Here is a 14,419-nt window from a genome sequence, read left to right as displayed (position 1 = left end):
CCTCTCCGTAGTAGAGCCTGATGCGCTTTTTAACTTCTTCGTCTGAGAACTGGTCTTCCTGGAGCATACGGCAGAGGAGGTGGAAGTGATTGCCCATGATGGCAAAGCCGTAAACTTCAACGAAATAGACCTGAGAGAGCCATTGGATGAGGTGGAGCAGGTAGTCTTTTTCTTCAGGGCCGAGGACATCGTGGCCTGGAAGGGCCGTGCGGGAGATGATGTGATAAGCGGCGTTTGGGTCATCCATGAAAAACCTGGGGATACGTGGCATAGCGCAGCCTCCTTTTAAAAAGTTTGCCTGTCCCTTTTATCGGCTAAACTTGAGCTGAACTAAAAAATTGCTCAATACTCAATAAATTTGCCTGTCCCCTTTATCACCCCCTTTATCACCCCCTTTATCACCTTAGATACCTTGGCCTTTTATGTGCTTTTATTTAAAAATGCTTTTATTTAAAAATGCTCCATATAGGATTAATTGGGTACCCATAATCGCTTCACAACAGAGTAATTGCTTCCCTTAAAGCGGTAATCTAGGGCTAGACATTTTTAGCTTGCCGTCCTAATGTTACAAACAAGTAAAACTTGTTAAAAGTTTTTTGCTTGAGGTGATAAATACATGAATAATGCTATTGAGATTCAAAGAAGAATAAACATTTTTTATTCAAAAGTTAGCTCCCTATTTAAAGCTTTATTGCTTCTGGCAAGCTGTTACAAAGATTTAAAGATAAACAATATACAACCTAAAAAAGCTTTAAGGCCACGACCTAAAGGTTCTCCTTTAAGAATAGCTATTGTTACGGAATATTATTATCCAGTTCTCGGTGGAATTACTGAACACGTACATCACTTCGCCCGAAAACTCCTGGCCAGGGAGCACGATGTAACCATTATAACTCCAGAAGCAGGTCCATTCGGGCGAAACATAGGTGAATTAGCCGACCACATTATCAAAGTAGGTCGTTCGGTTCCTATTTATTCTAATGATTCATTTGCGCGTATAAGCATAGGGCCCGATTTAGGTACTCAACTAGAAAAAATTTTACTGGCAGGCAAGTTTGATTTGGTTCATGTTCATTCACCATTGACTCCCACTTTACCACTTTTAGCTATTTCTCATTCGCCTGTCCCTGTGGTAGGAACTTTTCATACCCACTTTGAAGAAAATTTGTGGCTTTCTTTATTTAAAGAACGCTTGCGTCCTTTTATGGAAGCTTTGGCTTTGAGAATAGCTGTTTCTCCTATTTGCATTGCCTCTATGGAAAAGTTTCTGCCGGGTTTCCCCTACGTTGTAATACCAAACGGTATAGATGTGAATTCTTATTCACCTAAACAAAGGCCCTTTTCTCGTTTTATGGACGGACATTTCAATATTCTTTACGTAGGCCGGTTTGACCCCAGAAATGGACTTGATCTTCTTATTGAGGCTTTCAAAATTTTGGCCCGTGAAAAGCCCAATATTAGGCTGATAATTATTGGGTACGGCCCTCTGGAACCTACTTATCGGAAAATGGTTCCCCCTGACCTGACAGAAAAAATTATATTTGTAGGAAAAATAGACGAAGAGCGTCCTGCCTATTACCGGAGTGCTCATGTTCTATGTTTTCCTGCCAAAAAGGGTAGCTTCGGAATCACCCTTCTTGAAGCTATGGCTTCTGGTGTTCCTGTAGTTACTACAGATATAGAAGGTTTTCGTTTTGTAATGGAAGACGGGAAACACGGCCTCATGGTAAAAGCAGAAGAAGGTGCGGAAGGCTATGCCAGAGCTATCAAATTTCTCATAGAAAATCCACAAAAAAGAAAAGAAATGGCGGAAAATGCTAGAAAAAGAGCTCTTGAGTTTTCCTGGGATAAAATAACTGAAAACTTGCTGGATCATTATTATCAAATACTACCTTCATAAAATGTATAGATTCTGGCGGGTATTACCACCAAGAGTTAAAAGACGTTTTCTTTTGTTTTTGGGAGCCGGGCTCCCATTTTGTTCTGTTATTCTAAAGCCAGGCTTTCGTCGGATAGCCCCTTTGATGGCCGGAAGTGGAATGCTGGCTCTTGATATCTTTGTCCCCCAGTTAAACCTCTTTTCAAAAAGTTTTTGGCGCGCCTCGCGTGTTACCCAGGCTGTAAGCCTTACCTTTGACGATGGTCCAGACCCTAGAATAACTCCCGGGCTTTTAGATTTGTTAGCTGAACATCAGGTTAAAGCCTCGTTTTTTGTATTGGCTGAGAGGGCTAAAAAGTTCCCTGAAATTGTTAGAAGAATAGAAAACGAAGGGCACGAATTGGCTTTTCACGGCCTTGACCATCAAAAAATATGGAAGCTCTCTCTAAAAAATTTTGCGGAGAAAACAGAAAAAGGCCTTGGGATACTTCGGTCTCTTTCAAGTCAAAATATTACCTGGTATAGGCCTCCCCACGGTTTTATACGTTTTGACCAGTATCTCTGGCTACGAAAAAAGGGGCTCCGTCTAGCTGGTTGGACTATTGGCGTTTGGGATACTGACCAAGAGGTTACACCCGAAGAAATTTCAGAAAGAGTTCTTACTTCTTTGAGGCCTGGCGATATTTTGCTCCTGCATGATGGGGTGGCCGATCGTCTTCGTCCTCAGTGGGCTATGCTAAAAGCTCTTGAAAACACCCTTCCTGTGCTTAGAAAACAGGGTTTGAGTTTTTTAACTCTATCTTCTTTGTGGGCGCTTAATCAGGGGGAACCGCTTGCGTTCTAAGTATTTTCGTTTGTTTTTATCTATTATTTTAGGGATAATCTGTTTTGTTCTTCTTCTCTTCAAGATAAACCTATCCCAAACCTGGGAGATTCTAAAACAGGCAAACTGGCGTTTTTTAGTTCTCTGCGCTGCTCTAAATATAGGAGTTATTTATCTCAAAGCTGAACGCTGGCGGCTAATTGTATCTACTTTTATTCCTCTTGAACGGTTACCCAGCTTTTGTTTAACGACTTTGGCTTTTTGGGGTAACACTATCTTGCCTATGAGAGCAGGGGATTTCGGACGAGGTTTTTATCTTATAAAACGAAAACTTAACTGGGGGACAGGATTAAGCACGGTGGCTGTTGACAGGTTTATGGACAGCCTTGGACTTATCAGTTTAGTTCTTCCTTTCTATTTTAATGACACACTTCCTCTTTTTTTGAAAAAGGGCCTTTTCTGGCTTACCGTGGTTATGTGTATATCGCTTATTATTATTTGGAATCCTTTAAAACAAATAAAGACAGAAACTTTGGCTACTACTCATCCATTATTAAGCTGGCTAAGTGCTATTACAGAAGGCTTTAAAAGCCTAACTGAACCCAAAGTATTAATAGCAACCTATTTTCTTTCTATCGCTTCTTGGCTTACTCAGATTTATATTCTGGTCTTTACGGCCAAGGCTTTGAATGTATATCTTTCTTTTTCTGAAGCTACCATTGTTTTGTTAGGCCTAAATCTGGCTTTGTTGCTACCTAATCCTCCGGCCAACTTGGGATTGTTCCACGCTGCTATTGTATTAGTAATGGGCTTTCTTAACTTCTCTGAGAACCAGGCTATGGCCGTAGCTGTTGTTTATCATGCCATTCAAACATTAACTGTGGCGGTTCTGGGCCTGACCTTTAATATCTTAGAGTCTAAAATATTAGACTAAAGACTTTTGCAAATATTTTAATAGGGTTTTCTTGCCTTTTTTAGCTTATCAGAGAAAGGAGCTTCCACATAGTTACTTACCACTTCGGCAGATACTCAGGATTACAGTTAAAAATGGCGTGAAAGATATTCCCCTTAAATTTGGGGTTTTCAGGGTAAAGCTTTTCGTTTAAAAAACGTTCCATCTTAGCACGCCTGGTTTCAGCGCTGATAGGGCAGGGATTGGAAAAAACAGGTAAGTTTTCGGCCTTAGCATAAGCTGAAATCAGTTTTTTTTCTACAAAAGTCATCGGTCTTATAATATAGAGTTCCCCCTTAAACATTTCCTGCTTTGGGAGCATGGTGGCCAGTTCCCCGTGATAGCACATGTTTAGAAAAAACGTGACGATAATATCGTCTTTATGGTGGCCAAAAGCAATTTTGTTATAACCTTCTACCCCAGCTAATTTAAAAAGGTGCTTACGGCGGAACCAGGAACAAACAAAACAGGGAGAAACCTTTTTTTCTTTGGCTTCAAGGGCCATCTGGCCGTAGTTTGTAAACTCAACTTTAAACGGCACTTCTAACTTTTCACAATATCTGGCCAGGGCGTCAATCTTTTTCTGGTGGTCCTCTGGAGTCTCAAAGCCCATATCCAGGTGAATAGCAAAAAGTTCCCATTTGAAAGGAGTTTTGCGACGCCATTCGGCCATAAAAGCCAAAAGAACCAGACTATCTTCTCCCCCTGAAAGGCCAAGAAGAACCCGGTCTCCTTCTTCAAGGAGCTCATAGCGGTGAATAGCCCGGCCGATAAGGCGCTTTAGACGAGGATAAAGTTTGCGGCTACTTCGGCTTGGCATAGGGTGCAGGGCAGGATTGAGGCACCCCCTGGGTGCCGGTAATATTTCAAATACTTACTGGCTGGCCCCTAAAAAAAGAAATGGCCAGCCAGATCATTAAAAGCGCTATCCAAAACCACCAAAAACGCATGAGACAAACTTTACCATTTTAATGGGAATTTGGCCAGACCAAAGTTACTTAAAATACCAGTCAACTCCGTCTTTATAGCCATTGGCAAAGCCCAGGTACTTTTCTCTGGCCTTTTCCCAGGCATTTCCAGCCAGGTCTTTAAGTTGTTTGCTACCTTCAACCACGCTTTTGACGTCTTCGGCACTCCAGGCCTTACTTTCTGCATGTTCTTTTACCAGCTTTTGCAGCTCTCCTGCACCCATGCACCCATAATCCATATTAGAAAGGCCTATGGCTCCAGCTACATCTCCTGATAAAGCGCTTTGAGCTTTACCAGCATCTGGCTTCAGTGTATCAACAGGTTGAGTGGTGGCTTCTAAGTAACTTCCCAAACGTCTGGCAAATCCATGGGCACAGGTTTTTATTTGGTTCCAATCATCTAGAATTAAGGAAAAGGCCGCGGTGGCCCATACGGAATTCTGGACTCCTATCCAGAAACCAGCGGCATAATCAAGAGCAGAGGCCAAGGACTCACCTAATACTCGGCTTTCAACCACTCCTCTTTCTCCGCTATCAAGGAAAGACCAGACTTTATAGGTGTCCGGGTCAATTTCAAGCCAGGCGGTACGAAAAGCATTTTCTGACAGAGCAAGAGGCTTTTCCGGAAACAAAACAAAATTGGAATTATTTTTAAAGTGTTCCCATACGAACCGAGGATAACCGCTGTTTTTGAGAATCTCGCTAAGTTCTCCAGTATCTTCAGGTAAAAATAAAAGCATTTTATTTTCTGGAGGCATTAAGGATAAGAGTTTAAATGCGTTCAAGCCGTTAGGAACAGCCTGTGACTCTAGATGAGAATAATAAAAACCTGCCAAAAGATTAAATTTCTTTTGTTGTTCTTCATCTCCTCTTAGCTCAGGATAAGGATTAACAATGTCCAGGCTGGTTATCTGGCGATTTTTTTGGCGGTCAAATCTCAAATCTACTACCAGGATTCTTGTTTTTTCCAGCCTTACTATTTCAAGTCCTAACTTTTTGGCTAGTTCTTGTTCGTAAGCCGTTTGAGCACCGACAAATCTTGCTATAATTCCCTGGCCCAGCCATTTAACACTGGAAAGAACATCCGGGTGAGCTTCTTTATATGAAGATTTCCAGTAATTATCAGCCACATTGAGACTACTTTCCGTTAAGTCTGGAACATTGACCCCGATAACAAAAAACATTTCTGTAGGCCATTCTTTTTCTTTAAAATCTCTTATGGTCTTAAAGGTTTCGCCGGAAAGATAAAATTTTAATTCTAGCTGAACCAGTTTATATTTTGCCAGTTCAAGGGCGTCTTCGCTTACGGTTCGTCCGGTAGGAGAGTCAAGTACGGCTTTAATAATTCGGCCTTTCTGTTTATCTATCGTTTGGAAAAACCCTAAAGTAAAGCTACCTAAGCTCGCTTCAGGTAAAGAAGTTGTATAACTTAGGAGTTGTATATTCTTTAGTTCCTCTTCGTCAGAGACAGCTAAAGCATCAGCTATAGTTCCAAGGGCTTCTTGCGCTCCAGAAGAAAGGGGTTCAACTTTTAAATTTACTTCCAGGGAAAAGGATAGAGAATCTCTACCAGAAGCTTCTTCTATGGTGGATATCAAATTTTTGATTTCATTTGCTTCCTTAAAAAAGGGTATAACTAAAATGTGCTCTTTTCCCTCTTGGTCTTCATATTTAATGGCCGGAAGTTCACTTAGTTCTATTTCAGAAGACGAAAATACATTTCTAAGGGCTCCTTCTCCTTCAGGAGATAGTTCTACTAACATCCTCTGGGTTTCAAGGCTCTGACGCCCTAAGACCTTTTCAGCCATCAATGCCAATTCATTTTCAGTTAACCAACCCTGGGTAAACACTGCTTCAGGAGCATACACTGCCTGCCAGGCCCTTAAATTAGAAGCTTTCAACTGGAAAGAGGAGACGGCATGTTTTAGTTCTTCTATTGTTTTAATTTCTTGCCAGCTGATAGCGCCCTTCTTTAACAAAGAAGGCGGTTCAACAGGAAGGCCTTTAGGGATTGAACCATCCAAAGTGGCTAACATCTTATTGGCGCTGCCAGGCTTGGTAAAACCTTTAGCCCGACGAATTTGGGTAAGCTTCCATATAGCCTTGTTCAATTCGTAAAAGAAGGAGTCGTCTATTTCGTATGGCCTCTGGAAAGTTAGCCAGGCCTCATAAGGAAAAGAGGATAGCTTTGCTGGAATCTTATAATTCAAGCCCTCAAAAACTTTTGAAGTCAAAATCAAGTCTGAAGGACTGATGTTATCTGGAAGTTCAAAAAAGGCAAAACATCTTCTGCTTTTACCATTAAAAACTAAAAGAGGACAGGAACAGCCTACCAGATAGTCTGTCCAATCTGGCAAGTATTCATCAATAAGAACGTTAACGCCGAGGTTCCTTCCAAAACTTCCCAGACCTTTAGGTTTCATTACATTTGTTGGTATTTTCTCCTGTTTTGGATACAAGCGCTTTAAGGCCTCAGGTGTCAATTTAAAAAGAAGATAATCGTAAGCCTCGGTGGCAACTTCGTCTTTTTCGTCGGTAATAACTACATCTAGAACAATTTGCTTCTCATGTTGATAGACACCTTGGATGCTGAGAATAGCTCCTTTAGCTTTTCCTTGCGCTAGAGGGGCTTTGGGAGAAGGCAAAGTTTTAGCCACAATGGGGAACTCTACGCCTCCACCCTGTAAGTCTATAAAAAGTTTAGCAGGCATATTGGCCAGGGCTTCTGGTAATTCAAAAACCAACCTGGCTTTGTTATGAGAGCCAGGTGCTACCAATCTTGCAGAGTAAAAGCCCAGTGGATAGCGGCTTGTTACAGGATGTAAACTAAATCTAAAAGACCCCTCAGGGGTATCTACGTAAAGGAAAAACCTTTCTGCTGGCTCAATCGCCAGGTGCGCCTGAACCTTAGAAGTTAAGGTTATTTCTACAATTCTAAAAATATTTCCTTCTTCAGGTGATACTTCATAAATCTTTTTAGTATCTTTATATCCGTCTATCTTTAAGCTAAAGGTGTCAGACAGTTTCCTTGTTACTTTAGTGGGAAGGCTGGCTATTTCTTCTTTCTTTATTTTAAGAATACCACTAATTGGTAAATCCAGGTGGCCATAGGCGGTATCATAAAGATGAAGGGCACACTGTTCCATGAATTCGTTGGGAACGACAAAGATAAAAGTTCCTTCTATGGGCTGCCCGGGCCTTAAAAATATTTCATCTTCTCCTGGCAAAATAAGAGGCTTTTCCGCCAGGTAAGTAGCTTCAGACAGGGGAAACCTTGTTTTGTTGTTCCAGGAGAGAAAGAAATGTATTTTGGCATCTGGTATTAAGTAGTCTGGAATCCTTTTTTCTACCCGGGCATTCTGGTCGCCAGCACTTCCTAACCAGGCGGACGGATGAGCTGAACCATCTGGATAAACAACTACTTCCTGCGGAGGCAGGATGTTTTCCATTTTTAAGGTCAATGCCAGAAATTTACCATTTGGCGGTTCAACTCCCCTTAGTTTAGAAAGTAAGACAGCCTCTTTTAGGGTGATCTTTACCGCTTTATTGGAAGCACTAACATTTAGAGGAATTCTTTTTAGAACTTGTACCTGGCGGCCAATTATATCGTCACCAGTAATAAATCGGGCAAGCTCCCCGTCATAAGGCCTTATTTTTTCTCCTTTTTTCCACGCTATGGCTTCAGGATCTTTTACTTTTTCTTGAGAAAGAGGCAGAGGGTCTTTAGATTTAGTGGCAGCGGTATAAATACTTACCCGCCCGTAAGGATCTAAGTGCTTATAGACCAAACGAATAAGATGATACTTGCTTTTAGGCGCTTTACCAATTTGGGCTAAAAGTTTATCTAAGGTCTCCTCAAGGTGTCCAAAGTCTGGAAGAATTACGTGCTGACCACCCGCTAAAAGAGCGGCTTTTTTAAAAGCCTCTTCATGCTCCCTATCAACCATGCCTATAAAAAGGCTTTTCACTCCGTCATCTTTGAGTTGCTGTAAAATGAGTTTAAATTTTTCCTGTTCATCTTCATCCACCGCTAAGGCCTCATCGGTTAAGTAAACTAAATAGCGATTAGAAGACGGGACACTATGTAGCAACTGGTAAGAAGCCTCAAGTGATTTAAGAATAGCGGTGGATTCAAGAGCCTTCATTTCTGAAAGGGCACGATAAATGGCTAATCTATCATCAGTTAAAACTTGCTTAACTTCTACCTCTCCACTGAAGATCATAAATTGTATGAGAAAATCTTCAGGGAGAGCGGCCACAAAATTTCGTAAGACATGGCGAACCCGTTCTATATTTCCTTCCATAGACCCACTATTATCTACTACTAACAGAAGAACTGGCTTGTCTCCGGCAGGGATCGCTTTGGGCCGGGTGTAATAGACTCGCCATTGGTTGCCTAGATTTTGCTGAATTTTAGTAAAAACTTGATTAAGAGCACGGCTATTACTAGCTGGATAGTATGCTCCTCCTGTTAAGGCTGCTAAACGGGAAAGGGTATTAGTGTCAGGGCTTTTACCAAAGCCAATGGTAAAAATAGGTACGTTTGAACTTTTGACTATAGAAAAAATTTCTTTCGCTGTGGTCTTGCTCCCTGGCCCGGTGTCATTCCAGTTGGCGTCTTTTCCGTCAGTAAAAAGAATAAGGGCTGGCCGGTTAGCCTGTTGTAAAAGAGAAAGCCCCATTTTCAAAGCGTCATAAAGGGCCGTGGCTCCATTGGCTTTTATTTGAGAAAGAGAAGCTAAAACCTTCTGAGGATTTCCTTTTGAAACCAACCTCGGCTGCGTATCAAAATCTATTAAGGTTACCCGGCTTTTAGGGGGAATTCCTTTTAAAAACTTAGCGGTTGCTTCCAGGGCCTTTTTCATGGAATTTCTCATAGAGCCAGAAGAATCTAAAAGAATGACAATCTCTGGAGGGCTTTTTATTCTTTCTACTCTAAGAACTTTGGCTGGTAGCCCGGCTTCAAATATTTCTAAATTTTCTTTTTTAGGGACGACATTTTTAGGGCCTATGTTTAAAAGAGAGAAATCCAGGTAAGCTTCAGTTTGGGTAGCGGAACTTTTAAAAATTTCCAGTCTAGCTTGTTCCTGAGTTTTAAACATACGGTTTATAGAAGCTGGCCAGACCACTTCTGTTAAATAACCAGGAAAAACCGGTATTAAACGAGCTTTCAATAATGAAATAGAAGAATCTTCGTCCTGAAAAGGGTCAACTTCCAGTTGCCAGTACCCTGGCGGCAACCAAAAGATTATATCTCCCTGCGGGGTTCTATTACCAATAACAGACTCTTCTACCAGAGATTGCAGGAAATACTCAACCCCGGCCTCAGGCTTAACTTTGGCACTACCGTAAGGCACATTTTTGAGAAGTATTCCCCCTGTTTTGTCTTGGAGCTTTAAGGGAATAATGTTTCCTTCTTCTTTGACCTTTATTTTTATTCTTGTTTCTTTGTAAGCTGATATACTGAAAAGTTGTAGCCCGGGGAGTAGAGGTAAATCCAAGATATAATTAGGGCCCTCTTTGGGATCAATTTTTCGGTTGTAATATATCTTTTGTGTGAGTTTTCTTTTTTTGAGTTCACCTTCAATGCTTATATTGATATTAGTTTCATTATCACTGGGTATAACAGTCATGCTAAGATATTTCCCTTGAGGGTAATCCAAATAAAAGAAAACTTTTTCATCAGAAGGCAGGACTATTTCTTTTTCCTGGTTAGGTTTAATGATAACCTGTTTCAGAATTTTTAAAGCAAATTCATCTGAAGAATCATATACCAAATAAAGTTTTCCTTCTTCATTGTCTATACAGCCAATAATTTCTTCCTCAGAGCTTTTAATAATTTTAAAGCCTTGATTTAAGAGATTCTCTTTAAATTGTGTAAAGTTTAAGTCCTGGCAGGCTTTTACTTTAAAATGGGTTCCATAGATATTTTTATTCTGGATTGTGAGGTAATCACTTTCTATTTTCCAATCATTAGGGCAAAAACCTTGAGATAACCAAAAATCTTTGAGTGGTAGTTCTTGAGCCCAGCCTAGGTTAAGGGAAAAAATAGATAGGAAGAGCAAGCTTATAAAAAATGGCATTTTACTACATCTCCTTTTAAATTTTTTCAAAGTGCTTATTTAAAAGATTGCTTCGCCCAGACGGGTTCGCAGTGACGGAGGAGACAGTGTCATTGCGAAACTGCGCCGATAGCCGAAGCAATCTTGACCTTTGTTTTTTGAATTCTGCTAAGGTCGCATTTTATTGTTTCAATATCATCTATTATAAATTTTGGCAAAATAGTTTGTTTAAAGTGCAAGTAAAATGTCTTACAAAGGCGGCGTAGTGGCCGTGGTAATGTAAGATCCCTTGCTTCGCTCGGGACAGAGATTGCTTCGCTCCGCTCGCAATGACAGAGTGGGGAGAAGCCTCGCATAACGACATGGGCGAATAACGGTTTCAAAATTATCGTCTGTTTTGTGCTCCTATTAATAATAGAGAAAGGTAGGGGGATTTACTTCCCCCTACCTTCTTGTTTAAAAGCAGATATTTAAAGCCTGAATTTCATAAGAGAATCTTCCAGATTTTCCGCTACGTTTTTCACTTCGTGAGAAGTTTCCTGTACGGCTTTGGCGTTTTCCGCGGTATTTTCTGCCACTTCTTTAATTCCCTGGGCCATTTCGGTTATAGCCGAAATGCTGTCACTGGTATTATGGGCCTGGTTTCTTATCTCAGAGACTACGGCGGTTTGCTCCTCAATGCTTGCCGCCACAGAAGCCGAGGCTTCAACAATTTTGTTCATGGTCTCAGTTGTTTCTTCAAGGGCTCTGGTAACATCTTTTACATTGTTTTGGAGTTCTTTCACAATACGGTCTATCTCTTCTACAGAATTGCCAGTCTGTCTGGCCAGCTCTTTTACTTCGTTGGCCACCACGGCAAAACCTTTACCCGCTTCTCCAGCACGAGCTGCTTCAATGCTGGCGTTAAGAGCCAGCAGGTTGGTTTGCTCGGCAATATTCCCGATAAACTGGCTAACCTCTCCGATTTTTTCAGAAGCCCTGGCCAGAGCTTGAGCCGTGTGGTTGGCGTTTTCCAGTTTATCCTGGGCTTCCTGAGCAATGGCACTTGAGGCCGAAGTATTTTGCGAAATCTCGTTTATAGCCGTGGTAATCTCTTCAATGGCTAAAGCCATCTGTTTGGCAAGCTCCTGAGCGTCAAGGGCGGTCTGATGAATACCACTTGCATTTTCTTCGGTATGATTGGCAGAAATAGCCATTTCTTCAGCTACCTTTTCCATCTTATGGGCGTCAGTTAAAAGCTGTTGAGAAACAGTCCTGGTTTTGGCAAGCATATTGGAAATTTTTTGAATAGCCTGAGAAAGCTCGCGCTGAATAGTTGATAACTCATCTTTGCCTTCTACATGATATTCTTTGGCCACCGCCAGGTTTCCGGAAGAAATGTTTTCTATAAAAGTGCTAAGTTCTACTAGCTTATTCTTTAAAAACCTGCCTATTAAGTTACACAGAGTTAAGTTTAGCAGAATGCCTGTAATTAAAAGAGTCACTAATATTAGTGAAAAATTGTGCATTTTTTGCTTTAGTGTATTTGTTTTAGTGGCTAATTCTTTATCTATTCTTTTCTGTATAGAAATAGCTAGTTCATTAAGATGTTTTTTGGCTTGATTAATATTTTTATCAATAAATTCCTCCTTTTTTAGGATAGAAATTTCTTTTGTTTTAACCTTGAAAATATTGTTTGTGGCTGTCAAAAGACTATTAAGGCCCATCTCTATTTTCTCCAGGCCTTCTATATTATCCTGTTTTAAAAGGCTAATAGTTTTATGGGTTTTTTTCTGAATAGAAACTAATTTGCTTTTCTTTGGAGTCAAGTAATCTATATCTTTAATACTATCTATTTCAGCCTGCAATGCAAGCAGATTGCCAACTTGCTCTTTAATCGTTTTTAAATTGTTTATTTTACTGTAATCTTTGCTTAATTTTTGAGCTAGTTTTGGATTTGATAAGTTGTCTAAATCCATTAAAAACTTGACTTCTTCATTATCAACAGCTTCTAAAATATTTTTTTCTAAATTTTTGGCCGTGTTTTGAGCCTGTTTTACTTGCTTATCCCATTCACTTTTGATTTTAAAAAATTCAAGCTTGAAATTTTTAATATTTTCTATCTCCTCTTTAATATCTTGATAGAGCTGACTATCCATTAAAGGTTTCAACTTTTCCAGAAGAGAATTAGCTTTTTGATATTCTCTATTAGCTTTTTCTATTGACTCACTGGCCATCAAGTTATTCAAATATCTTTTAAGTCTTTCTATGTCTTTTATGGCCGATAAAGTAGATTTTTCATCGTTATTCCCGGCTACTAAAGCGGCAAGTTTGGCAAAGCCTTCCTGGCCAGTAGAAATACCTTTATAAGCTATCAGCCCTACCAGGAGCATCATTATCAAGGTCACCGCAAAAAAGGCACAAAGTGTCTTATTTATACCTAATTGAGCCAGTATCTTTTGCATGGCTTCCTCCTTAAAATTAATAGTTTACCGGTTCAAAATTTCCGTCTTTAATTCGCACCAGATAGACTTTTTCAAAACCCTGGTGGTCATCAGGGGAAAAGCTTATCTTTTCTCCCACTCCAGGGTCGTAATCTTTTAAGCTTTCGGCTGCTTTTAAAATGCTCTGGCGGGTTAAATCGCCCGTTCTCTTAAGAATTTCCACCAGCGTTTTAGCCGCTAAGAAACCCTCAAGGCTTACGAAGCCCGGTTCAAAATCGGGATAAAATTGCCGCATAATACGCTGATACTCAGCCACCGCAGGGATAGAAGTATCCCAGGGAAAGGGGACTACCTGTGTAATTAGAACGCCGTTTCCTGCTGGCCCAAGCTCTCTGGCCAGGGCTTTGCTCCCCACAAAAGAAATGTTGATAAACTTGGTCTTTGTGAGCCCCATTTTTTTAGCGGTCTTAATAAATTCGGCACACGGTTTATATGCGCCTATCATTACCACGGCCTGAGGCTTAAGTTTGCTAATTTCATAAGCAGCGACTTTTACCGCTACGGTATTCCGGGGATATGTTGCCTCACCAAGGATAGAAAGTCCTCTTTTTTCCATGGCTTTTTTAAAACCAGCCAGCCCTGCCCAGCCAAATGAATCGTCTTGATAAAAGATAGCAATTCTTTTTAAGCCCAGCTTATCTGCCAGATAATGAACCATGGCTTCGGTTTCCATGTAGTAGGAAGCCCTTAAGTTAAACACCAGGGGCCTTACCGGGTTTCGCAAAAATTCGGCCCCGGTAAACGGGAAGAAAAAAGGGACCTTATTTCTCTCAGCTACCGGGACAGCGGCCTTAGAAGTAGGCGTGCCCACATAGCCTGCCAGGATAAGGACTTTATCCTGGTGAATGAGAAGCTTGGTATTGGTTATGGCTTTATCCGGCTCATAGCCGTCGTCTCTTACAATGAGTTTTATCTTTTGGCCGTTTATGCCCCCCTGCTGGTTTATATAATTAAAGTAGGCCAGAAACCCTCGGCTGTATTCCTGGCCAAGGAACTTAGCAGGCCCACTCTGGGCATTTGAGGCTCCAATAAGCACTTCTGCTAAGGCCTGGCCTGTTCCCCAGAAACAAAGAACTAAAACTGCCACTAAAAACTTTAACCACTTTAGTTGCATACAATCCTCCTACTTTTTTTGAATCATTAATCTTTTCGGCTGATTAAAGATAAAAATTTAATCCTAGCTCTTTTGGAGACTATTTCGCTTATACGGGGTTTGCAGCAGGACATAGTGTTTCGTCAACTGTGTCCGCAG

The 14,419-nt window shown here is 40.8% G+C and carries 7 protein-coding genes and 1 pseudogene; 3 read left to right on the top strand and 5 right to left on the bottom strand.

All coding sequences use genetic code 11. The features are described from left to right. Window positions 1-271 (bottom strand): annotated as a pseudogene (locus tag TH606_RS10110) (hypothetical protein); the annotation flags it as partial. A 345-nt stretch (window positions 272-616) separates the two neighbouring features. On the opposite strand from TH606_RS10110, the gene TH606_RS10105 reads away from it, so the two are divergent. The 3 genes from TH606_RS10105 to TH606_RS10095 are packed head-to-tail and all read left to right on the top strand — an operon-like array spanning window position 617 to window position 3,636. Beyond that, the gene (locus tag TH606_RS10105; RefSeq protein WP_082863618.1) at window positions 617-1,900 is read left to right on the top strand and encodes a glycosyltransferase family 4 protein; all 1,284 of its coding nucleotides are present in this window, start codon (window positions 617-619) and stop codon (window positions 1,898-1,900) included. A gap of 1 nt (window position 1,901) precedes the next feature. Continuing rightward, window positions 1,902-2,723 (top strand): polysaccharide deacetylase family protein, encoded by an 822-nt coding sequence (locus TH606_RS10100; protein ID WP_068543615.1) that lies wholly within the window; start codon window positions 1,902-1,904, stop codon window positions 2,721-2,723. After that, entirely contained in the window at window positions 2,713-3,636 is a 924-nt protein-coding gene (locus TH606_RS10095) for a lysylphosphatidylglycerol synthase transmembrane domain-containing protein (protein ID WP_068543612.1), read from the top strand. The genes TH606_RS10100 and TH606_RS10095 overlap by 11 nt, the downstream gene beginning before the upstream one ends. Before the next feature lie 76 nt (window positions 3,637-3,712). Here the strand turns inward: TH606_RS10095 and TH606_RS10090 are convergent, their stop codons facing one another. The 4 genes from TH606_RS10090 to TH606_RS10075 all read right to left on the bottom strand — a co-directional run bounded on the left by TH606_RS10090 (window position 3,713) and on the right by TH606_RS10075 (window position 14,281). Then, window positions 3,713-4,474, bottom strand: a complete 762-nt coding sequence (locus TH606_RS10090) for a tRNA lysidine(34) synthetase (RefSeq protein WP_068543610.1) — start codon at window positions 4,472-4,474, stop codon at window positions 3,713-3,715. Between the two features lie 174 nt (window positions 4,475-4,648). Next, window positions 4,649-10,705: a vWA domain-containing protein gene (locus TH606_RS10085; protein WP_068543608.1), complete on the bottom strand. Its 6,057-nt coding sequence runs from the start codon at window positions 10,703-10,705 to the stop codon at window positions 4,649-4,651. 449 nt (window positions 10,706-11,154) lie between these two features. Then, window positions 11,155-13,128: a methyl-accepting chemotaxis protein gene (locus TH606_RS10080; RefSeq protein ID WP_068543606.1), complete on the bottom strand. Its 1,974-nt coding sequence runs from the start codon at window positions 13,126-13,128 to the stop codon at window positions 11,155-11,157. Between the two features lie 16 nt (window positions 13,129-13,144). After that, window positions 13,145-14,281 (bottom strand): ABC transporter substrate-binding protein, encoded by a 1,137-nt coding sequence (locus TH606_RS10075; protein WP_068543603.1) that lies wholly within the window; start codon window positions 14,279-14,281, stop codon window positions 13,145-13,147. Window positions 14,282-14,419: the final 138 nt, after the last annotated feature.

Source organism: Thermodesulfatator autotrophicus (assembly GCF_001642325.1).
GTDB lineage: Bacteria > Desulfobacterota > Thermodesulfobacteria > Thermodesulfobacteriales > Thermodesulfatatoraceae > Thermodesulfatator > Thermodesulfatator autotrophicus.
The sequence above is the reverse complement of the archived record's forward strand: the minus strand, read 5'-3'. Positions and strand labels throughout refer to the sequence as shown.

Bases quoted from the DNA above. Each gene is read 5' to 3' on its own strand.
- TH606_RS10105 (WP_082863618.1), top strand. From the start codon at position 617: ATGAATAATGCTATTGAGATTCAAAGAAGAATAAACATTTTTTATTCA.
- TH606_RS10100 (WP_068543615.1), top strand. From the start codon at position 1,902: ATGTATAGATTCTGGCGGGTATTACCACCAAGAGTTAAAAGACGTTTT.
- TH606_RS10090 (WP_068543610.1), bottom strand. From the start codon at position 4,474: ATGCCAAGCCGAAGTAGCCGCAAACTTTATCCTCGTCTAAAGCGCCTT.
- TH606_RS10085 (WP_068543608.1), bottom strand. From the start codon at position 10,705: ATGCCATTTTTTATAAGCTTGCTCTTCCTATCTATTTTTTCCCTTAAC.
- TH606_RS10080 (WP_068543606.1), bottom strand. From the start codon at position 13,128: ATGCAAAAGATACTGGCTCAATTAGGTATAAATAAGACACTTTGTGCC.
- TH606_RS10075 (WP_068543603.1), bottom strand. From the start codon at position 14,281: ATGCAACTAAAGTGGTTAAAGTTTTTAGTGGCAGTTTTAGTTCTTTGT.